Below are 23,658 nucleotides of genomic sequence, written 5' to 3'. Positions count from 1 at the left end.
GTTTTGTTTTTTTAGTATCCGGGATTCTGATCCTTCACCGGATCTATCGCTTTGTTGTAATTGGTTTCAGGCAGTGGAATTGGCCAGAGTAAATGGCGCACCGTCATCGTTTTACCTTTTACAGCCAGGATGGTTTGCTGGGCAATGCCAAGGCGTTTAAGGTCCAGCCAGCGTTTAGCCTCTCCGCAGTTTTCATATCCTCTTTCTTTTACTACCAGGTCAATGAAAGGTTGTTTGCCGGCATAATTTGCCAGTTTAAAATCCCCAACAGGATCAGCTACAGTAGCTACTTTACCATATGCTCTCCGATGTACCATGTTTAGTTTTTCCATGGCGTCTGCAGTTGGTGCGCCGCCTGCCTGTGCTACTGCTTCTGCATAAAATAGCAGGATGTCTGCATAACGGTACATGGGATAGTCATTGCCTCCCGCTGTTACCGCTCCTTTATCACTGAACTTTTTAAGCAGTATGGTAGTGGCTCCCAGACCGAAGGTTTGTGTATACCAGTTAAAGGAATAACGCAGGTCATTCTTATCCCAGTTCTTCACAAAACTATTCAGCTCTGAATCACTGTAAAAAGTATAAAAACCACCGGGAGGATAATAACCTGAATTGGGATAATGGCAGTATTGAGGATAAGAAAATCCCTGACCAGAAGGATTACGGGAATACTTGAGATAGAAGATCTCTTCTGTAGTACCATTTGCTTCAGGTCCGAATATCTTGTCAAAATCAGCCACAACAGCCACGTTTACAAGAGAGTATTTGTTAGATGTTATTATTTCCAATGCTTTGTCCCTGGCCTTGTCATACTGATGCAGGTTCATGTAAACATCTGTAAGCACAGCCTTCGCTGCCAATTTGTTGGGTGCACCAATAAGGCGTGGAGCATCCGTCAGGTTTTGCTCTGCCCATTCCAGGTCTGCTAAAATGAAATCGTACACTTCATCCTGTGTAGCCCTGGGCAGATCGAGGGAGTCTGTATTATGCTCTGTACGCAAAGGCACACCGGCCCAGTTGCGTACCAGGTAGAAATAGCAAAGGCCTCGTAAGAAACGCGCTTCTGCCAGATACTTCTGTACATCTGCCGGTTGAAGCCCTTTACCGAGCGGTGCTCTTTCTATCACGATGTTGGCATTACGGATAGACTGATAAAACGTACTCCACATACCTTCAATCCGGGGAACGTTTCCCTGATCCAGCCCGGTATAATCATTCAGTGGTGCATGGCTGCCCCGGCCGTACAGGTATTCAGCATAAATTTCCTGCTGGCATTCATACAAAGCGCCAAAATTACCACTGCCCCTGATGGGTGTATAAATGGCATTGAGCCCTGCTTCTACTTCAGCAGGCGTATTATAGAAAACTTCCGCTGCAATGGATTTTGGTTTTTCCTCCAGCAACTTGGAACAGGAAGCCATTAGCAAAGCGGTAAATATGAGAAGAAGAGAATGTTTCATAAATAATGATTAGTGTATGAAAATAGATTAGAATCCACACCTGATACCGAAAGTAACAGACTTGCTGGTCGGATAAATGGAGTAATCTATACCCTGGGTGAAGGAGTTAGCACCGCCATAAACATTCACCTCCGGATCATACCAGGAATATTTTGTAATGGTGATCAGGTTCTGGCCGCTGGCATATACCTGTGCAGATTTAATCCATTTCCAACCCAGCTTCTGAGCAGGCAGGTTATAGGCGATCTGTATATTCTTAAAGCGGAGATAGGAACCATCTTCTACAAATCTTGTGGACAGATTCGCCGCAAGTGTTCTCGTGATCTTCGGATATTTCGCGTTGGGATTTTCCGGCGTCCAGTGGCTTTCATACACTTCTCTTGGCAGGTTAAGCCCCATACCCAGATCGAGCGACGCAGCCTTATTCAGGTTAAAGATGTCATTGCCCTGAGAACCCTGGATAAATATGGTGAGTTCAAGCCCCTTCCAGCTGGTTACGGAATTCAGACCATAAATGAAATCAGGATTGGGGTCACCAATAAAAGTTTTATCAGCAGCACTGATGGCGCCATCTTTGGAAATGTCCTCATATTGCAGGTTACCGGTAGCCGTATAACCTGTTTCTCTATATCCATAGAAAACGCCCAATGGCTGGCCTTCCCGGAGAAGGTTCACATAATCATTAATAGAGCCGGTATAAAATGCGACACCAGGTATATCCTGACCATCATAGAGCTTCAGCACTTTATTGCGGTTAAAGGCAATGTTCGCATTCATGCTCCAGTTCACTTCCCTTTGTTGCAGGATCTCCGCTTCCAATCCAAACTCAAAACCCTTGTTTTCTATTTCACCTACATTCTGAAGTGTGGTATTATAACCAGTAGACGCCGGCAGCCTCACCGTATTCAGCAGGTTAAACGTTTTTTTGTAGTAATAGTCCAACGTAAAACGCAGCTTGTTATTTAAGAAACCGATGTCTGCACCAAAGTCCGTTTGCCTGGTAAGTTCCCACTTTAGGTCCCCGGGCAATGTGGTGCCTGGCGCAAATGCAACGTATAATGCATCCCCGAAAATGGTATTGCTGGTACCCAGTTGGTTGAGTGTGGAATAGGGAGAAATAGCCGTACTTCCGGAAAGCCCGTAACTGGCCCTTACTTTAAGATCTGATATTACACGGGACTGCTTCAGGAAATCTTCATTTGAAGCTTTCCATGCCAGTGCGGCAGATGGAAAATTCGCCCACTGGTTATCTTTTGAATACCTCGAAGATCCATCCCGGCGGATACTGGCAGTAAAAAGATATTTATCATTAAAAGAATAATTGAGCCTGCTGAGATAGGAAAGTAATACCCCTTTACTATATCCGCTGCCTGGAATACCGGGTGTGGCTGCACTGCCGAGGTTGCCGGTTCCCGTTACGTCACTCAGGAAGCCGGTACCAGAACCATTAAGGGTTGTGGTGGTACCATCCTGGTAAGTAAAGGCACCCATGATAGTAAAGGAATGTTTATTAAAATCCCGTTGGTAAGTAACCACGTTCTCATTCAGCAAACCTGTCTGTTGTGTAGTTTCAACAGTAGCAGTACCTACAGAGTTAGTGGTAGGTTCAATGGCAGAATATTTGTCCACCCTGTCATTCAGGTTATCGATACCACCAGAGATCTTGATCGTAAGGCCTTTTAATGGTTTGATCGTAATCGCCGCATTCGTGAACACCCTGTCTCCTTTAATAAGATCAGTCTGTTTATCAATAGGTACCAGGGGATTAATGATCACATTAGAGATAAAAGGATAAGCCGTATTCAATCTCCGGTAAGAACCGTTGGGTAAATAAGGTGTAAGAGATGGAGGTGCCATCAGCATGGCGGCAATAAGATCACTCCCCCTGTTTCCCAGGCTGGAGTTCTGACGGGCACTGTTCAATCTTGTAAGGATCGTATTAAAGGAAACACTGAATACCTTGCTGATATCATGCTCAATATTACCGCGGATATTATAACGTTTATAATCACTGGCTTTTACAATACCGTCCTGCAGATAAGCGCCGCCGGAAAGGGAGAATTTTGTTTTTTCCGTTCCGCCGTTTACGGTAACACTTGCATTGTAGATCGGCGCTGTACGCAGCACAAGGTCCTGCCAGTCTGTACCTGCATTCTGGCCCAGGCTATCTATCTGTGTCTGTGAAAAATAAGCAGCGAGCCCGTCATTCTTAGCCTGCTCGTTATACAACATAGCATACTGCTGCGCATTCATCAACGGCATCTTTTTAGAAACAGTCTGCAAAGTATAACCTGCTTCAAAATCCACAGAAGTAGCGTCCTTTCTTCTGCCACTTTTGGTAGTGATCATCACAACACCATTTGCACCCCTGGAACCATAGATGGCAGTAGAAGAAGCATCCTTCAATATTTCCATAGAAGCGATATCCGAGTTCTGCAGGAAAGTAGGATTACCCGGATAAGGGAAACCATCAATCACATACAAAGGTTCATTACCACCCAGGATAGAGTTGGCTCCCCTGATACGTACACTCACACCACCTCCGGGAGAACCGCCATTCTGCATCACACGCACACCTGCAGCTCTGCCATTCAGTGCCTGCATCACATTCGTGGAAGGATAGGCAGTAATGTCTTTGGATTTCACCTGGGATAAAGAACCCGTGAGATCACTCTTCTTTACAGTACCGTAACCCACCACCACTATTTCATCTGTACTGCTCACCTGCTCTGCCAGTTTTAAACTCATAGGCTGCTCACTGGTTACCTGCATTTCCTGGCTTTTGTATCCAATGTAGGAGACGTAGATCATAGTACTGCGGGCCACCCTCAGTTTAAAGAAACCATTGGCATCCGTAGCAGTACCCGTTGTGGTACCTTTTACTACAACAGATGCACCAGGCAAAGCATTGCCGGCTTCGTCCGTTACCCTGCCATTTATATTCAGCATCGTATCCTGTGCTAATACTTTCACAGGTGAATAAGGAGAAAAAGCCTCCTTTGCTTTGATCACTATATTTTTCCCGATAATGGAATAAGAAAGTGGCTGGTCTTTCAACGCCAGCTCTAAGGCTTTTTCCAGTGGCGTTCGTTTGAAATCCACCGAAATGGCGGCAGCCTTGTCTATTAATTTATGGTCAAAGAAAAATACGTATCCCGTCTGCTTCTCTATATAGCGGAACAATTTCTCCATGGATACGTTTTTCTCTGAAAGGGTCACACTTTGGGCGTAGCCCTTTGCGCTGACCTGCATGCATGCGAACAAAATAATAATTGCGGAGAACTTCATAACAAGCAGTGTTTTGGCAATCAGTCGCCGTTTAAAATACCGCGTACGAATAGAACTAAAATGCATAATTTTGGTTTGTTAGGGTAATAAAATCCCACCCGGCTTATAGCCAGGAACGTGGATGTACCATGGAAACATTTGGTTTGCCCTTACGATCGTGCCGGGTCCGACTGCAATTCGGGTCCGGCTTTTTTTACGGGCAAAAGTGTTATCAGTGTTTTTTCATAACGTCTGTTTTTTCAAAAAAGGAATAAAAGGAACTATATATATTATGGTGTTACTATGATCTTTTTACCTTCGATCCTGAAATGCACTTTACTCAGTTCAAGTATCTTCAGCACTTCTGTAATGTCGCTTCCCCTTTCTATCTTACCACCAAATTCACGGTCAGAGATATTACCTTCATACGTTATCTCTGCATCATACCAGCGGCCTATCTGGCGCATCATACCTTCCAGCGATTCATGGTTGAAATGAAAGTACCCGTTCTTCCAGGCTACCACTTCTTCCATATCCACCCCCTCATTAACAGATATATTCCCTGCGGTGTTCAGTTGTGCCTGCTGGCCAGGTTTCAGTTGCACCGCCTTTGCCCCATGCTGTATCTTCACAGCACCTTCCAGCAAGGTGGTTTTGATGTTCGCTTCATCCGGATAAGCCATCACATTAAAATGAGTACCCAATACCTGCACCGCCATTTCATTCACTTTTACTTTAAATGGCATTTGCGGGTTCTTTGCCACTTCAAAATAAGCCTCTCCTATCAGCTGCACTTCTCTTTCCTTGCCATTAAATGCAGTAGGGAAATGCAGAGAGGAAGCTGCATTCAGCCACACTTTAGAACCGTCCGGAAGAATGATCCGGAACTGCCCGCCCCTTGGCGTAACAAGCGTATTATAACTCATCTCATTCCCTTTACCACCCTTTGCCGCGTTATAAGCCAACTGTCCGCTATCCAGTTTTATCACCTGCACATTTCCCTGACTGGCAATAGCCCCATTCCCTGTACTGTCCAGCGTGATCTGTGTACCATCCGCCAAAGTGAGCACAGCTTTGTTACCACCCGGCACCACCTGGTGCAGTTTATTCTCTTTCACAACCTGCTTTAAAGCAGGCGGGGAAGGTTGGAACAGGAATATTACAGCAAAAGCAATCAGTGCCGCAGCTGCAGCATATGGCAATAATTTTTTAAGTAGCTGGAAACGCGGTGTTTTTGTACCCGCTACAATGGATTCGCGGATAACCTGCATGCGGGCCGGATCAGAAAGACCGTGAACAGTTTTATTCTCCAGTAAGGCAGTGAGGGCTTCTTCCCATTGTTGCCGCATAGCGTCGTCCTGGAGGGAATCCAGTAACCGGGAAACCTCCTCCCGGCTGAGGTCCTCACTGAGGAACCTTTCCAATAATGCGGAAAATGTTTTTTGGTCCATAACGTGTAACGTGAATGATAGGATACCCGGAAGCCCGGTAACAGTATAAAGACGCACAACTCCCCAAACAGGAGGTGCCGGTTTCAAAAAAAAATTAACGGAGGAAAAGGAAAGCCCATAAAATGACCAGGGCGCCGGAAGGATGATTGCCCAAAGCCTTGCGGAGCGTGGCAATGGCCTGTACGATATAACTTTTAATGGTGATCCGGGAAACGCCCATCGTTACCGCGATCTCTTCATGCCGCATCCCCTCAAAGCGGCTCAGTTTAAAAGCTTTCTGCTGCTGGGGCGGCAACTGCTGTATGGCTGCCAGGATAGTTTGTTCCAACTCCCTGAATTCTGCCCTTTCATCTGCCCTTACCACCTCCTGCTCCGGAAAGCAATGTAGGATATGCTGCCGGTAAGCTTGGCCGGAAGCCAGTTTACGGAGTTTAGTATAGATCATATTACGGGCAGTAATAAAGAGGAATCCTTCCAGTTTGTCCACTGCGGCCATGCCGGCACGTTTTTCCCAGATCATGGTAAATACATCCTGAGCCACGTCCTCTGCCAGGGCGGGTGATTTGGTAAGAAGAAGTGCGGTAGAATAAATGGGGTCCCAATAGCGTTCAAATATAACCTGGTATGCGTGCTGGTCTCCGGAAGCAAGCAGGCGCAACAATTCACTTTCACTATGTGGAACTTTCTGCATAATCCTGTAGGACGGGAATTTTCTTTGTTAGGTTGATAACTAAAAGTAATAAAAAAAACGTTCCGAAAATTAGTATTTTACCCGACAAGCTAAAGAAAAAACGATGGACAAATTAATAAAACGGAGAACGGCCATCCGCCATTTATTGATCATAGCCGGTGGGGCAATGGTACTACCTGCCTGTTACCGCAACTCGGGGAAAGCCAGCATACAGCTGCAAAACCTCACCATCAGTGAAGACGACGAAAACTTATTGGCGGCATTAACAGAAACCCTTATCCCGGAAACAACCACACCCGGCGCTAAGTCACTCAAACTACATCTCTTTGTATTAAAGATGGTGGATGATTGTTATACAACCGAAAATCAAAAGTTATATATGGAAGGGCTGGCCGGTTTTAACGACTTCTTCAAAAAGCAGAGTGGCACTTCCTTTGCCGATGCCACCCCGGCAAAACGGGAAGAAGTATTAAAAGTGATCCAGGAAGGAAAGAAGAAAGATGATCCGGTTAAAAAATTCTACGATATCACTAAAAGCAAAACCATACAGGGATATCTCAATTCCAAATATGTGATGACCAATATTGTAAAATACGAATTGGTTCCCGGCAGGTACAACGGTTATTTCCCAGCATAAAAAAATTATAGACATGGCAAATCTTGCAATAGATAGTGTTAAAGAGCGCACCTTCGATGTGATTGTGATCGGCTCCGGTGCCAGTGGCGGATGGGCAGCCAAAGAGTTTACAGAAAAAGGATTAAAAACACTGGTGCTGGAACGCGGCCGCCCGGTGGAACATGTGAAAGACTATACAACTACCAACATGTTCCCTTATGAATTTGAACACCGCAATGAAATTCCAAGGAAAGAACAGGAAGAGAATCCCATCGTTAACCGTTGTTATGCCTATCATGAAGATACCCGGCATTTCTTTGTAAAAGATGCAGAGCATCCTTACGTACAGGAAAAACCATTCGATTGGATCCGTGGTTACCAGGTAGGTGGCAAGTCATTGCTATGGGCAAGGCAAACGCAACGTTGGAGCGACTTTGATTTTGAAGGACCAGCCCGTGATGATTTCGCAGTAGACTGGCCTATCCGTTATAAAGACATTGCCCCCTGGTACAGCTACGTAGAACGTTTTGCAGGTATCTCCGGAAACAGGGATGGCCTGGCAGAACTGCCGGATGGTGAATTCCTCCCCGCTTTTCCGCTTAACGCCGCAGAAGATCACTTCAAAAAAGCATTAAAAGAAAAATATCCAAACAGGCACGTGATCAGTGCCCGTTGTGCACATCTTTCCAAACCCAACCAGATCCATTTTGATCAGGGACGGGTACAATGCCAGAACCGCACCCTTTGCCAGCGCGGCTGCCCCTTCGGCGGATACTTCAGCAGTAATGCATCTACCCTGCCCTGGGCACAAAAAACAGGCAACCTCACCTTACGGCCTTTTTCAGTGGTACACTCCATTATATATGATGAAGCAAAAGGAAAGGCAACCGGCGTGAAAGTGATCGATACAAATACAAAAGAAGAAATTGATTTTTTTGCAAAGATCGTTTTCGTAAACGCTTCCGCACTGAACACCAATCTCATTCTTCTGAATTCTACTTCCAACAGGTTCCGGCAGGGCCTGGGAAATGATAACGGCTTAATGGGAAAATACGTGGCTTTCCATAATTACAGCGCTACCATCAGTGCAGAATATGATGGACTGCTGGAATATAAAACAGATGGCCGCAATCCTGCCGGAGGAGGTTACATTCCCCGCTTCCGGAATGTATTCAAACAAGAAACTGATTTTCTCCGTGGTTATGCCGCAGCATTCAGTGCCCGGCGCAAAGAATCCCGTGACTCCAAAGGGATCGGCGAAACACTAAAGGACAACCTGGCGAAAACAGAACTGGGACCATGGCAAGTAGGCTCGCACATGATGGGAGAAACCATTCCAAAAGTTAGTAATTATGTGCGGCTGGATAAAAACCAGAAAGATGCATGGGGCATTCCCCAACTCAGCATTTCAGTGGAGTATGATGATAACGACTGGAAGATCCGGGAAGATTATTATGAGCAGATGCGTGAAATGTTTGATGCAGCAGGATTCACCAATATAAAAACACAGAACACGGATCGCAGGCCCGGCCTGGATATCCATGAAATGGGCGGCGTGCGCATGGGGCATGATCCAAAAACTTCTTTACTGAATGAATGGCATCAGCTGCATGCCTGCAAGAATGTATTTGTTACAGACGGCGCCTGCATGACCTCTACCGGCACACAAAATCCTACCCTCACTTATATGGCTTTCACAGCCAGGGCAGCAGATTATGCCGTGAGTGAAATGAAGAAACAAAATTTGTAAGAAAGAACTTTTATAAAAAAAGCTGCCCTGTACAAGGGCAGCTTTTTTTATTTAGTGAAAGCCTCACCCAACTTTTACAGGAACATTACCCGTCTTGTTATGGAAAGCCTCGGTATGATCATTGTAAAACTCATGGGCGGGCTTGGCAACCAGATGTTCCAATATGCACTGGGCAAGGCCCTGAGCCTGCAACACCAAACCACACTTAAACTGGACCTTAACTGGCTGCATGATCATGCTGCTAAACGCGAAGCCGGTTTTGTGCATCGCAATTTTGACCTGGACATATTCCGCATCCAGGTTCCGGTTGCTGATCCGGAAGAAGTAAAACGTGTCCGTAACCAATGGATCCCGGTTAAACGGGCAGATAGACTTGTAAAAACATTGCTTGGTATTCCGCAAACAAACATACGTGAACGCTGCTTCCATTATGCACCTTCCGTGCTCAAAGCAGGCCCTGACGCATACCTGGACGGGTTCTGGCAATCAGAAAAATATTTCAGAAAATATGCGCCCATTATCCGTGCTGATTTTAGCTTTCAGCACCCGCTCGGAGCAACAGCTGTTCCGCTCATGGAACGTATCCTGCAAAGTGAAGCGGTATGCGTAAACGTGCGGCGAAAAGAATACGTCAACAATCCTTATCACGGCGCTATGGATGTGGACTATTATATGCGCGCAGAAAAATGGATACGGCAAAAAGTAAAAGACCCGCATCTTTACATCTTCTCTGATGATATAGCCTGGTGCGAAGCTAACCTGCATTTCCAATCTCCCGCTACTTTCGTTCCGCTAATGTATGCCGGAGAAAAATACCGGGATATTTTCCGGATGATGATCGCCTGCAAACATTACATTATTCCTAACAGCAGTTTCGGATGGTGGGCTGCATGGTTATGCAACCATAAAGGCAAACAGGTAGTGGCGCCATTACAATGGTTTGCCCGCTTAGGCCCCAAAGACACACAAGACCTGTTGCCCGAAGGATGGATGCGTTTATGATACTGCATCCTTCGCAATAACAGTCCAGTCACTGTTACCAAATCCTTTTTCTATCCAGCGGTCCATTTCAGCAGCAATAGCTGGTATCACAGCCAGTGCTCCGTTGGTATTCATGAATAACTGTGTATCCTTGCGTGCCATGTTCAACTCCCAGGAAGCTTTGCTGTAATCCCCGCTGCTCATACGCTGAAGGCGGGTAGCCACCATTTGTGCAGGATTCCAGATATCAAACAAAGACCCGATATCCTGTGCTGAAATATGTAAGGCCTTGCCGAGTGATAAAGTATCCGCCAAACCTGCAGAAAAAGTGATCAGGAAGCAATTGCCGATCAGTTTCATCCCGGCAGCTTTTCCTTCCTCCGGTCCAAAATTGATCACCTTCCCCGTCATTTTATCCAGCAGCGGTTGCACTTTTTCAATCACCCCCTGATCTCCGGATACCAGCATATAACCACTGCCTTCCCTTGCATTGGCAGGGCCCATAAATACCGGCGCATGTAAATAAGTAAATCCCTTTTCTTTCCATTCCTTTGTACGCTGTATCGCCCCTTCCGCAGAAGTAGTAGTATGATCAATGATCACAGCCCCGGCCTTCAGACCAGGAACAGCTGCAGCCAACACCTGGTTTACACTGGCATCGTCCTTCACAGCAATATGAATATGATCTGCCCCTTTCACTGCATCTGCTGCTGATGCAAATGCTTTTGCCCCATCAGCTTCCAGTGCCGTAGCTTTCTCCGGACTTCTGTTCCATACCTGCACTGTCTCTCCTTTTTCCAGCATAGCCTTTACGAAATTCGTACCTAACAGGCCCATGCCTAAAAATGCTCTTACCATATCTTTTTTATTAAAGTTAACTAAAGATCAATTACCCGCTTATCTTTCATGAAACGGGTATCCTTCACTGCACCGGTTCCGGAAAAACGGTATTGAACACCCACTATATCCGTTGGAGCATTAGGAAAAGTAAGCGCATACGCTTCTTCTCCATTTACAAAAAAACGCACCCGCTTATCTTTCGCTTCCACTTTCACCTTCACCCACTGATCCAGATCACAACCAAACTTTGAGAGATCTGCTTTGCTGCTTTGCACAGCTACACCAGCTGCAACTAATGAGAGGTCTCCTACACAGCCTTTTGCAGAAAGCGGAATAATGAACACATCACTTTTACAAAGGATCAGTACCTCTACCCGCTGGCAGGCAGCCGTACCCAGATCGTAACCACTCTTCAATGTTGTTTCAAAAGTAAAGTGATCATTCTTTATGCCAAGGTCCTGCACATTATAAATTCTCAATACAGGCGGCGAAGGTTGTAAGGGAATTTGATAAGCAGATAAAAGTGCTTCGCTCACCACTACCCCGCTATTCTTCTGGAATTCTTCTTTTTTGAAATAAAGAGGAACGTCACTTTTCTGCTCTATAAGCGCCAGCCAGCCTCCGGAAGAGATCATCAGATCATGCTCTTTCACGATCTGGTCCCCCACGATCAATTTTGCCCGGAAATAACCCGGCATATAATAGATAGCAGAATAGGCTTTCTCATTTGCCGGCACTCTTACTTTCCTTCTCCTGTCCCAGGTCTGTGTTATGAACACGGAATCCTCCCCGGCGGCCGTAGCATCATAACTGAAGATTACAGAGTTAGGTACACCTTCTGTGACCGTTTTATTACTGCTAAATGTATAATCGGCTTTATTAATAGTAGTGGCAGACTTCCTGTTAGATAAAAGTGCAAGGTAGAGTACCAGCAATAGGGGCAGCAAACCTAAAAGTCCGTACATCCATTTCCGGCGGGGTTTGCTCTTTTGCGGAGGTATTTCAATTCCCCCAGGCTGCACCTGTTGCTTAAACTCCCGCCAGTCCTCATACCCGGCAAACTTTGCCAGCGTATTCAAGGTGGTCGTAGCCGGAATATTGTCATACTTCAATTTTCCCCAAAGCCGCTTAAGCGTAGTGATACTTAATGTTACACCGGTACGTTCCTGGATAACTTCACTGAGTTTTTCAAAATCATAACTTGTCCAGTCATCGCTTGCACCCCAGTTTAACCGGGTTTCAATCAACACCAGGCACTTCTTTATATAATTTATCTCAAGACTGTTATTCATTTTATATGAAGGTGTTACGCATTTGATACTGACTTGCACCAACTTGATGCTCGCTTGAACAGTCATCAATTTACTTATTATTCACTTTTGCTGTACAAATTTAAAACAGCCCATGACAAAAACAGCAACTGTTCTCCTATCACTTCTTTTTGCTACCACCGTAGCGGCACAACAAAAAAAGAAAACATCGCAGGAAATCCCCCTGCAGGCAGAAAACTGGGAATTCAAACCAGGCACCGTGGAATTCATCACACACAGATCAGTACCTGCCATGAAGCTCCTCCCCAATATGGATTCCGTGGTCCTGAAAAACCTGGACTTCAAAGATGGAACCATTGAGTATGATATGGAACCGGTAAATGCCGGGTTCTCCAATATCTATTTCAGGAGAAGCGACCAGAAAGAAAAGGAATGTTTCTATCTCCGTATCGTTAGATCCGGAAAAGGAGATGCTGTGCAATACGCGCCGTTTATTGATGGCATTAACCTCTGGGATATGCTTTTCCATTTCCAAAGCACCGCCACCATTGAAAAAGATAAATGGAACCACGTAAAACTGGTGATATCCGGGAAGCAAATGCGCGCTTATGTAAATCATAAAGCGGTGCTGGCAGTATCAAGACTGGAGGGCAATACCCTCCATGGCGGCCTTGCATTTGAGGGGCAGATGATCATTTCCAACCTGGTTGTTAAGCCAGATCAAACGGAAGGACTTTCCCCCTTGGAAGAATCGGACCTCACAGACCATGATCCACGTTATATCCGTAAATGGCAGATCAGCCAACCCGTCATTACAGCTGAAAGACTGGAATTCAGCTATGCTAAATATCCTGCGAAAGAGACTAAATGGGATACCATCCGTGCGGAGCGCAGAGGCCTGATCAATATCACCCGGATGTTTGGAGGCGCGCCCCCTCCTACGCGCAGACTGGTCTGGCTTAAAACCAACATTCAATCAGCCACCGCGCAGGTAAGGAAAATGAACCTTGGTTTAAGTGATGAGGTCTGGATATTCATTAATGGAAAATACCTGTTTGCTGAGAAAAACCTCTACGGCGCCGCGCTTAGGAAAGATCCTAATGGACGATGTGCCGTTGATAACACTTCTTTTAATCTTCCCTTAGAACAGGGAGATAATGAGTTACTGATAGCTGTTGCCAATGACCTTTTTGGCTGGGGCATTATAGCCCGGGTAGATGTATGTGATGACCTGATATTTGAAAAATAACCCCTCCTCCTGCCATAAAAAATAAGGGCTGCCTTCCAGGCAGCCCTTATTCGTAATATTACTTTTTAATTACCTTTTGTTGCATTTTATTGCATTTATTGTTATTTTTAATTACGAAAAGACTTCCGATTAGTTACGGATCGTATAAACTTAATATTATTCCACTCACGTAGATAATTCCACTTACACCTTTAACATCCTTTCATTTTATGAGATCCTACATTAAACTCTTGCTAACCTTATTTTGCTTTGTGGCCCTCAGATCGCAGGCACAAACTACCCAGGCTTCCATTTACGGTGTTGTTTCAGATGAAAATAAACAGCTCATCCCCGGCGCCTCCGTGATGGTAAAAAATGAATCCACCGGTTTCATTTCCCGCACTGTTACCAACTCCAAAGGAGAATACAACATCCGGGAACTCCCATTAGGCGGCCCTTATGTTGTTACCGTCACTTATGTGGGTTATGCAAACCAACAGGAGAAAGGCAGTTATCTCAGCCAGGGAGATGCCGCCCGTGTAAATGTAGTGATGAAAGTATCCGCCGTGAATATGAATGAAGTGAAAGTGGTAGGCAACTCCCTTCGCAACAAATCGGAAAACTTTGGTGCTGCTACGACTGTTAGCGCCAGGGACATTTCCAAGTTACCCGTTAATGGCCGCAATTTCACGACGCTAATAGATCTCTCCCCGCTCAGCCGTGGCAGCAACTTATCAGGTCAGCTGGCCTCTTCCACTAACTTTACCATTGATGGTACTACAGCCCGGAATCCTACTTCAGGGGGCGGTTCCAACAGTCGTACCGGAGCTCCGTATATTATATCAATGGAAGCCATCCGGGAATTTAAAGTAGTGACCAATCAATATGATGTAACCTATGGCCGTAGTGGCGGAGGTACTGTAAGCACCGTAACCAAAGCAGGTACCAACACTTTCACCGGAAGTGCTTTTATGTTCAGCAGGGCAGACTGGCTGTCCAGCCCCAACGATATCCGCGGCGCCAAGAGAACAAATGACTTTTCTACCAATCAATTCGGCTTCTCCCTTGGAGGCCCTATCATCAAGGATAAAGCACACTTCTTCCTCACCTGGGACCGTCAGGCAGATGCCCGCCCGCTGCAATTGGCAGACATTCAATCTCCTGAAGATGAAAAACGCCTGAACATTACGCAATCCACACTGGATCAGTTCCAGCAGATCGCCCGCAGCAAATATGGCGTATCCAATGCAGCACAGTTCGGATCGTTTGACAAGAAAAGAAGCACGGATGCAGTGTTTGCCCGTATCGACTGGCAGCTGAATGAAAAGAACCTCTTAACCATCCGGAATAACTTTGTAAACGACCGCAACTTCCAGGGGCGTGATGATAATACAGCCATCAATATGTACGAAGTATATGGCGATGCCAATACGTATAATAATAGTCTCCTTGCCACCCTGCGTACCGTATTGAACCCCAGGGTTACCAATGAACTGAAACTGCAGCACCTCTATACTTTTGAAGAAAGTGTACCTAATAAACAACTGCCCCGGGAAAACATTCCCCGTGCAATTGTTGAACGTGTACAATCTACCATCAACAACAACCCCGTCTTCACTTCCATCCAGCTTGGCGGGCAACGTTATTCACCGGAGCACTTTTATAATAACATTGTACAACTCGTAGATAACGTATACTTCAATACCAACAAAGCAAACTTCACATTCGGTACAGACATCATGTACAGTCATCTTAATTCATTGTATGGCAGTGAAATGAATGGCCGGTTCTATTTTACCGGGATGACTAATTTCGATAACAAAACGCCTTACCGTTATGCCCGCGAAATTGCGCTGGCAGATGATCCCAGCCTCAATCAAAATATCCTGAATGCTGGTCTTTATGCACAGATGCAAACACGCCTGGCACGGGGCCTGGAAATGATCCTGGGAATACGTGCTGACTACACCACTTACATGAACAAGGCCAACTTCAACCAAACCGTGTTTGATGAATTGGGCCTGCGCACAGATAATCCGCTGAACACACTCCAGATACAACCACGTATCCAGTTCAACTGGGATATCAATGAAAAACACACGGATTACCTTCGCCTCGGCGCAGGGATCTTTGGATCAGACATCAACAACTATGCAATGATCAATAACATGTTGTTTGATGGTACCAAAGTACTCTCCGTTGATATTACAGGAAACAATGTACCCGTACCGGATTTCATCGAATACAGAAAGGATCCGTCAAAGGCTCCCGGTAAGGAATTATTTGACCAGCTGGGCCTCGCGCGCATCGGCACTATTAATACCAATGCAAAGGATGCCCGCATTCCTGTGGTATACAAAGCCAACATTTCCTACAACCACTTGTTCTCTGATCGCCTGAAAGCAGGTATCACTTTCTTCACCAGCATTGCACGGAATAACTATATGTATGTAGACAGGAACATGGTGGATCAGCCTTATTTCCGTTTAGCGAATGAAGGAAATCGCGGAGTGTATGTTCCTGCCACAACTATCAACACCACCAATGGTGTGGCAGACTGGACGCAGGGAAGAAAAAGCACACAGGTAGGTCGTGTGCTGGAATTGAATGCAGGTGGAAAGGTGAATCAATATGCTTTTGTAGCAGATGTTAACTGGCGTTATTTCAGAGACGGTGAGTTTACTTTAAGCTACACCTGGAATGATGCAAAAGATAATACATCTTTCAACGGAGACGTTGCCAATACAGCTACACTTTCACTCATGGTAAAGGAAGATCCGCGCAACCTGGATGCCATGAGTTATTCCGATAACCAGTTCCGGCATAAAATAGTTTTCTATGGCACACTGCCCAGCTGGAAAGGTTTCAGTGTAGGTGTAAGATATTCAGGCCTTGGCGGCACCCGTTATTCCCTCGCAGTGAATGGTAATGTGAACGGAGACTTTGTGAACTCCAACGACCTGGCCTATATATTTGATGTAAACAACACAGCAGTACCGGAAAAATACCGTACCGCCATCACTGGTATCCTCAATAATCCTTCTGTAGATAACAGCATAAAAGATTACATCCGCAAAAGCATGGGTACTATTGCAGAACGGAACGCTGGTGTTAATGGTTTCTATGGTATATGGGATCTCCGCATCGGTAAAAAATTCAACATTTATAAAAGCCACAATATTGAGCTCTCCGGCGATCTGTTTAACGTAGCCAACCTGCTGAATAAAGGTTGGGGTACTAACAAATCCCTCGGCAAACAGAACATCTATTCCCTTGGTGGATTTGATGCAGCATCCAGCACTTATAATTATAATGTGAACGTAAATACCGGGGTGGTAACGCCATCCGGAAACCCCTGGCAGATACAGTTCGGCATACGATATGGTTTCTAAAAAACGAAAAGGCTCCGGGAAAACCGGGGCCTTTTTTTATCAACTTCAAAAAGGCTTTACAATTTTATAATATCACTCTAAACGCGGTTCCTTGTAGTTTTACCGGCGAAATGGATACGCCATATTTTGCCGACCACATTGCAGACCAGGTAGACCTGGATAATTTTGATGTTTTATACCATCAATATCATCAGGCCGTGTATGCTAACATATGGAAAGTTGTGAAGCAGCACGAAGCAGCAGAAGACATACTGCAGGAAGTTTTCCTGGCCCTCTGGGAAAACAGGGAAAAGCTGGATGCCGCCAAGGTGGCCGGCTGGCTCTTCGTTACCAGCTTCAACAAATCCATCAAATACCTTAAACAAAAAGAAAGGGAAAAGCGTAAAACCGTTGATCTCTATCAGGAAGAACCTCTCAGCGAAGAGTTATACACCTTCCGGTTATCTATCGTGGAAGAAGCCGTGAACCATCTGCCGGAACGAAAAAAAGAAGTTTTCAGGCTCTGCCGGTATGAAGGAAAATCATATGATGAAGTAGCGCACATCCTTGGCATTTCTGTTACTTCTGTAAAAGATTACCTCAAACAATCCACCCGTTTCATTAAAGATTACATCTCCCACCATCAGGCTGAAAGCCTTGCCACAGGAGCCTCTCTGCTCCTTTTCTATCTCAGCTGATGCGCATAACAATTTCGTAACACAAAACGGCATCACCTTTTTCACAGTTTGGGGTATTTATACTTGAAACTACGCAAAAGCATGGCGCTACAAAGGAATCAAAGAAGGCTAAAGAAACGCCTGAAAAAAGAATTTGAAGAATCCCTTCGATCAGGCAGTTCCATGCTTTCATCGGAAAGATCAGCCCTGCTGCTGGAAAAGCTGCACAGGAAGATCTCTCAAAAAGAAGTGGCTCCTCCACGCAAGACCATTATGATATACGCAAAATGGGTTGCCGCTGCGATGATATTATTAATGGCAGGTGCTACGTGGCGCCATTACAATACCGGCCACAAAGCCATGCCTGCAATGGCTTCCGTTGAAGTGAAGCAAGATGCGGAGATCATTGAATACAATAATAGTGACAGCGTTCGCCATCTGGTATTATCTGATCATTCTATAATAGAATTATCACAAGGAAGCAGCATCAGCTATCATGTATCATTTGATACTGGCAGGCGGGATGTGAGGCTCTCAGGGAAAGCCATCTTTGAAGTAGCAAAGGATGTTACAAGACCTTTTACCGTGTATGCAGGTGGTATCAGCACAACTGTTCTTGGCACCCGCTTTATGATGAATACACTACAGCAGAACAAGGTAAGTGTAAAATTATTTGAAGGGAAGGTAGTAGTCCGCTCTACTATCATGAAAGATGTATACCTGAATGCCGGTGAGCAGTTTGTAATGGACAGCCGCTCGAAACAATTCTCGGTGAAGTCCTTTAAAGAAAACAACATCATATCATCAGACAATAAAACAGATACAACCGGCATATCACTCGAATTTAACCAGGAGCCGCTGGGAAAAGTACTAGCCAGTATAGGTAAACAATATAATGTTCAATTCAAATTCAGCGACGAAAGTTTTAATAATATGCTTGTGACAGGTAAGCTCCTGCCATCTGATTCATTAGATGTAGTGCTTTCTATATTGGGGAATATTAATGGGCTGTTATTTAAAAAGGTGAACAATAATAAGATAGAAGTAGCCAGAATACAGTAAGGAAAAAAACTAACTCCATAAAAAAACATGCTCGTTTGAGGCATGCGGGTAACTATTGTCAAAACACGAAAAAACAATATGATGAAATTCAGATTTTTAACAACCAAATGGTGGCTATGTTTGATAGCAGTTGTCTTTTCTTTGGCTTTGAAAGCACAGGACAAACCACAACTTACCGGTATTGTGACTTCCGAAAAGGGAGAAGTACTGATAGGTGTTGGTGTAAGCATTGTTGCAACAGGAAGTACTGAAAAGCAAAATCTCTCTACCAATGAAAAGGGTGTATTTACAGTATCCGGTCTGAAGCCCGGTAGTAAATACCAATTCACATTTTCCATTATGGGATTTGAGAAATATGTGATCAAAGATTTTGTTATTAAAGCCGGTGCCAACAATTCACTCATCGTGCGTATGAAAGAAGCGGCATCTGATCTGAATGAAGTAGTGGTGATCGGGTATGGTTCCGTACTTAAAAAAGATGTAACCGGTGCAGTGTCTGTTTTAAAAGCAGACAAGATAGCGGAGATTGCCGTAACTAATGTTTCGCAAGCACTCCAGGGTCGCGTAGCCGGTGTAATGGCTCAGACAACTTCCTGGAAACCTGGTGCCAGCACTGAGGTAAGGGTAAGAGGTGCCCGTTCCATTGGTGCCAGCAATGAAGCATTGTATGTGGTGGATGGTATGCCTCTCAAAGATGGTGTAGACCAGATCAATCCCAATGATATTGAAACCATCAACGTATTAAAAGACGCATCTGCTACCGCTATCTATGGTAACAGAGGCGCCAATGGTGTGATCATTATTACAACTAAGAAAGGACGCGCAGGTATCACCACAGTAGACTATAATGGTTACTATGGTGTGCAAAAGAATCGCCCGTTGCCTGAGCTGATGAATGCTGCTGAGTTTGTGGAATATTCCCGTGAAGCACAACGCAATTCACTCGGCGGCACTTATGACCCAAAGCCTAACCGCGATCTGGACTTTAAGAATGATCAGTTGGTGGCTACTCCTTACATGCTGAAAAACATGGAAAATGCATGGGCTAGTGGCACTTATGATCCTTCCAAACTGGTAAGTACTGACTGGCTGAGTTATGGTCTCCGCAACGGCAGTATGCAGGACCATCAGGTGAGTGTACGTGGCGGAACAGATAAAACGAAAATATTGTTATCTGTTGATTACTTCAACAACGTTGGCGTAGTAAAAGATCAGGATTATACCCGTTATAGCATTCGTGCCAACGTTGACCACAGTATCCGGGATAATATAAAGATCGGAACACAATCCCTTTTCACCAGCTCTCAGCTGAATGCTGGCTGGGGAGATGTTTTTGATGGTTATGGCTTAAAAAGTTTCAATCCGCTCGCCTCTCCTTACGCCGAAGATGGGAAAACACTGGTGCTGTTCCCTACCAATAACACCCGTACGCCCAACCCCGTTACCAGCTTTGGTAATACAAAACGTTTAGTGAAACAGGACCGTTACATAGGGAACTATTACCTGGATGTTTCTTTCCTGAAAGGATTTAATTTTAGGTCTAATGTAGGTATTGATTACCGCGGTACACAAAACCTCAATTTCAGCAAAGCCAATACGGCTGCTGCCGGTGGTGAGGTTCCTTCCAGTACATCCAATGGTGGCAGCAAGAATTTCATGTACAGCTGGGAAAACATCCTGAGCTATAATAAATCAATCGGCGACCATAATTTTTACGCCACTTTAGTACAATCCATACAATCTGAAACAATAGAAAAATATGGTATCTCTGTAAAAGACCTCCCCTATGATCAGCAACTGTACTACAATGTAGGTAGTGCCTTAAACATCAGTGGCATTTCCAGTGATTATTCCCGTTCTACCCTGGCATCTTTTATGGGAAGGCTCAATTACAATTATAAGAATAAATACCTGGCTACTTTTTCTACAAGATATGATGGTTCCTCTGTATTGGCCGAAGGTCATAAATGGGTAGCATTCCCATCTGTAGCATTGGCATGGCGCCTGAAAGGCGAAGACTTCCTGAAAGACGTAAAAGCTATCACAGATCTGAAATTGCGTTTAGGCTGGGGCAGAACAGGTAATGCCGGCGTTGCCCCTTATACAACATGGGGTAGCCTTGCTACCGTGCGGTACGTATTTGGAGAAACTACCAAACTCGGTTTTACACCTGACAAGATGATCAATCCTGAACTGACCTGGGAAACAACCGGTCAATATAATATAGGTGTTGATTTCTCCTTATTCAATGGCCGCGTTTCCGGTAGTCTTGAGGCCTACCAGCAAAATACCGATAACCTGTTGCTCGAACAGCAGTTGCCAACAGCATCAGGCCTTGACAGAATATTGGTGAACGTTGGTAAAACACTCAATAAAGGGTTTGAAGTATCTATCAATACAGTGAACATTTCGAAGAGAGATTTTAAATGGAGTACAGACTGGATCTTTGCAACCAATAAACAAGAGATCGTAGAACTGTATAATGGTAAACATGACGACCTCGCTAATGGTTGGTTCATTGGTCAGCCTGTAGTAGTAGCTTACGATGTAAGCCCTAATGGCATCTGGCAGGATACAGAAGCGGACAAAGCTGAAATGGCCAAATTTGCCGCCAATGGTGCTACTTACAAACCCGGAGACATCAGGCCGCTTGACCTGAACAAGGATTACAGAATAGATGCAGCAGACAGGCACTTCTTAGGACAAAAGGAGCCTAAATGGACTGCCAGCTTAGGTAACAATTTCCAGTATGGCAATTTTGATGCGTCCATCTTCATGTATGCAAACGTTGGCCAGATCGTTTATCATGATCTTGATATGCGTTTTGACGGCCGTTACAATCAACCCAAACTGGATTACTGGACACCTACCAATCCCAGCAAAACATATCCGCGCCCATTCCTTGGCTCTGCAGGTTTGAACTACTTAAGCATCCTAAACTATTATGATGGTTCTTTCATGCGTGTTAAAAACATTTCACTCGGCTATACCTTACCCAGAGCTATCATAGAACGTGCGCACCTGCAAAAGTTCAGGATCTATGCCAGCGTGCAAAATCCATTTCTGGTTACAAATTTCCCCGGTACAGATCCGGAAGGAGCCACCGGGTTTAACGAACCAAGTTTAACTACTTACCTGTTAGGCGTAAACGTGAGCTTCTAATTTTTCTTAATACTATAAATAGACATAAATGAAAAAGATATATGCATGCCTTGCGGCAGTTATTGCAATCGCTTCTTTCACCGGCTGTAAAAAATTCCTGACAGAGAAGGTTATCTCTAAAGTTTCTTACCAGCTCTATGAAACACCAGAAGGTGTGGAAGGCGCATTGACCTCCGCTTATAATAACTTAAGGCTGGCAGTGAATGGAGAGCGTGCGTTGACCTTTAGTGATGCAGGTACAGATCTGTTCACCGTAGGATCTGATGGTGACAGAACGATGAACCAATATCTCGCCACCCTGAGTTCTCTGAACGGTAATGTATCTGAATACTGGGATTATCACTATGTAGGTATTTCTCAGTGTAACATCACCCTTACTTACCTGCCAAAGGTAGCTATGGACGAAAACAGGAAAAAAGTAGTTGAAGGGGAAGCAAAGTTTCTGCGCTCTTACTATTACTTTGAGATGATCCAGCATTTTGGTAATGTACCACTGGTGTTGGAAGCCATTGATAAGGTAAAGACCGATTTCAAACGCGCGCCGGTTAAAGACATCTACGCCCTCATCATAGCAGACATGGTAACTGCTTACAATCAGTTGCCTATCCTCCCTGCAGAACAGGGCCGTGTTACGAAAGCTGCTGCTGCTCACCTGCTGGCAAAGATCTACCTGGCAAGAGGAAGCGCAGTTTCTGCTGCACAACAAACCATCCGTGGTACAAAAGCAACGGATGTAGACAGCGTTATATACTATGCCGGTAAAGTGGTAAATAAAGAAGTAGGTACTTATTCCCTGGTACCTGATTATACCCAACTGTTTGACATCAACAACCAGGTAAATCCTGAAGTGGTGTTTGCTATTCAGTTCACCACCACCACCCTGAATAACGGAAGTGGTAACAACATGCACCTGTATCATGTTCCACAATATGATGCGGTGAACACCAAAATATTATTGCGTACTACAGAATATGGCCGTCCTTATCGCAGGGTTCGTCCTACACCTTATGTATACAACGGTTTATTTGGCGCTACCCGCAAATATGATTCCCGCTTCGCGAAATCTTTTGTATGGGGTTATATTGCTACCACAGCAGCAACAGGTATTACCACCACCGCCGGTAATAAGATAGATGTAAAACCAGGCGATACAGCTATTTATTTTACACCAACACTCTATGCTACTGATGCAGAATATCAGGCAGCTATCCAGGAAAATAAACGTTTAGCTTATTTCTTCCCGCTCAACTTTTACCTTCCTTTTTCCAGGAATAACATTTTCCCGGGTTTAAAGAAATGGCTGGATAAAAACCGTATTTCCACCAATGATGCCAATGGTTCAAAGGATTGGATGGTGTTCCGTTATGCGGAAACATTGTTGCTGCTGGCAGAAGGTTATGGCCGCAAAGGACAATATGATGAGGCTATTAAATATATCAATCAGGTAAGAACACGTGCCGCCTATAAAGACGGAGAAATGAAAACCACCCAATACTGGACGTTTGAAGGTGGCAGTTATGCAGACAGAACCACCAGCACTGTTCCGCAAATGCAGGTTACAGCCGCAGATATCAGCACTAATTTTGTTGATTTCATGCTGGAAGAAAGAGGCCGTGAAATGTTAGGAGAACTGAACAGATGGGAAGATCTGGATCGTTGCGAAAAGCTGGTAGAACGTGTGAAATTGTATAATCCGGATGCCCAAAATATCCGTGATTTCCACAACCTCCGTCCTATTCCGCAAACACATATCGACAGGCTGATCCCACAAGGACCAATTCAGGAAGAACAAAACATAGGATATTATCAATAGCATTTAATCATTTAAAAA

Annotated in this window: 15 protein-coding genes; 9 read left to right on the top strand and 6 right to left on the bottom strand. The window is 44.8% G+C overall.

Annotated features, from left to right (window positions below; genetic code table 11):
- Window positions 1-11: 11 nt before the first annotated feature.
- The 4 genes from GFS24_RS22765 to GFS24_RS22750 form a co-directional block, all read right to left on the bottom strand.
- The gene (locus tag GFS24_RS22765; RefSeq protein ID WP_153663596.1) at window positions 12-1,460 is read right to left on the bottom strand and encodes a RagB/SusD family nutrient uptake outer membrane protein; all 1,449 of its coding nucleotides are present in this window, start codon (window positions 1,458-1,460) and stop codon (window positions 12-14) included.
- Window positions 1,461-1,487: 27 nt separating this feature from the next.
- Window positions 1,488-4,748, bottom strand: a complete 3,261-nt coding sequence (locus GFS24_RS22760) for a TonB-dependent receptor (protein WP_153663594.1) — start codon at window positions 4,746-4,748, stop codon at window positions 1,488-1,490.
- Window positions 4,749-5,017: 269 nt separating this feature from the next.
- A complete protein-coding gene (locus GFS24_RS22755; protein WP_153663592.1) occupies window positions 5,018-6,178 on the bottom strand; it encodes a FecR family protein in 1,161 nt (386 codons plus the stop codon).
- A gap of 94 nt (window positions 6,179-6,272) precedes the next feature.
- Complete coding sequence (locus GFS24_RS22750; RefSeq protein WP_153663590.1) at window positions 6,273-6,869, bottom strand: RNA polymerase sigma factor; 597 nt, start codon at window positions 6,867-6,869, stop codon at window positions 6,273-6,275.
- 103 nt (window positions 6,870-6,972) lie between these two features.
- On the opposite strand from GFS24_RS22750, the gene GFS24_RS22745 reads away from it, so the two are divergent.
- The 3 genes from GFS24_RS22745 (at window position 6,973) to GFS24_RS22735 (ending at window position 10,237) form a co-directional block, all read left to right on the top strand.
- The gene (locus tag GFS24_RS22745; protein WP_153663588.1) at window positions 6,973-7,506 is read left to right on the top strand and encodes a gluconate 2-dehydrogenase subunit 3 family protein; all 534 of its coding nucleotides are present in this window, start codon (window positions 6,973-6,975) and stop codon (window positions 7,504-7,506) included.
- 13 nt (window positions 7,507-7,519) lie between these two features.
- Entirely contained in the window at window positions 7,520-9,235 is a 1,716-nt protein-coding gene (locus GFS24_RS22740) for a GMC oxidoreductase (RefSeq protein ID WP_153663586.1), read from the top strand.
- Between the two features lie 99 nt (window positions 9,236-9,334).
- Window positions 9,335-10,237, top strand: a complete 903-nt coding sequence (locus tag GFS24_RS22735; RefSeq protein WP_153663584.1) for an alpha-1,2-fucosyltransferase — start codon at window positions 9,335-9,337, stop codon at window positions 10,235-10,237.
- On the opposite strand, the gene GFS24_RS22730 is transcribed toward GFS24_RS22735, so the two are convergent.
- The gene (locus GFS24_RS22730) at window positions 10,232-11,074 is read right to left on the bottom strand and encodes an NAD(P)-dependent oxidoreductase (protein WP_153663582.1); all 843 of its coding nucleotides are present in this window, start codon (window positions 11,072-11,074) and stop codon (window positions 10,232-10,234) included. The two genes, GFS24_RS22735 and GFS24_RS22730, sit on opposite strands and share 6 nt — an antisense overlap.
- 20 nt (window positions 11,075-11,094) lie before the next feature.
- Entirely contained in the window at window positions 11,095-12,348 is a 1,254-nt protein-coding gene (locus GFS24_RS22725; protein ID WP_153663580.1) for a hypothetical protein, read from the bottom strand.
- A gap of 112 nt (window positions 12,349-12,460) precedes the next feature.
- On the opposite strand from GFS24_RS22725, the gene GFS24_RS22720 reads away from it, so the two are divergent.
- The 6 genes from GFS24_RS22720 to GFS24_RS22695 all read left to right on the top strand — a co-directional run bounded on the left by GFS24_RS22720 (window position 12,461) and on the right by GFS24_RS22695 (window position 23,640).
- Complete coding sequence (locus GFS24_RS22720) at window positions 12,461-13,576, top strand: hypothetical protein (RefSeq protein WP_153663578.1); 1,116 nt, start codon at window positions 12,461-12,463, stop codon at window positions 13,574-13,576.
- Window positions 13,577-13,785: 209 nt separating this feature from the next.
- Window positions 13,786-16,947 carry a TonB-dependent receptor gene (locus tag GFS24_RS22715; RefSeq protein ID WP_153663576.1) on the top strand — a complete coding sequence of 1,054 codons (3,162 nt, stop codon included), beginning with the start codon at window positions 13,786-13,788 and terminating at the stop codon, window positions 16,945-16,947.
- Between the two features lie 110 nt (window positions 16,948-17,057).
- On the top strand, window positions 17,058-17,624 hold the full coding sequence (locus GFS24_RS22710; RefSeq protein ID WP_153663574.1) for an RNA polymerase sigma factor: 567 nt from the start codon (window positions 17,058-17,060) through the stop codon (window positions 17,622-17,624).
- An 81-nt stretch (window positions 17,625-17,705) separates the two neighbouring features.
- On the top strand, window positions 17,706-18,665 hold the full coding sequence (locus tag GFS24_RS22705; protein ID WP_153663572.1) for a FecR family protein: 960 nt from the start codon (window positions 17,706-17,708) through the stop codon (window positions 18,663-18,665).
- Window positions 18,666-18,746: 81 nt separating this feature from the next.
- The gene (locus GFS24_RS22700; protein ID WP_173003163.1) at window positions 18,747-21,827 is read left to right on the top strand and encodes a TonB-dependent receptor; all 3,081 of its coding nucleotides are present in this window, start codon (window positions 18,747-18,749) and stop codon (window positions 21,825-21,827) included.
- A 28-nt stretch (window positions 21,828-21,855) separates the two neighbouring features.
- On the top strand, window positions 21,856-23,640 hold the full coding sequence (locus GFS24_RS22695) for a RagB/SusD family nutrient uptake outer membrane protein (protein WP_153663568.1): 1,785 nt from the start codon (window positions 21,856-21,858) through the stop codon (window positions 23,638-23,640).
- The last annotated feature ends 18 nt before the right edge of the window (window positions 23,641-23,658 follow it).

The organism is Chitinophaga sp. SYP-B3965 (assembly GCF_009647655.1).
GTDB lineage: Bacteria > Bacteroidota > Bacteroidia > Chitinophagales > Chitinophagaceae > Chitinophaga.
Note: the sequence above shows the minus strand (reverse complement) of the source record. Positions and strands in the feature narration are given on the sequence as shown.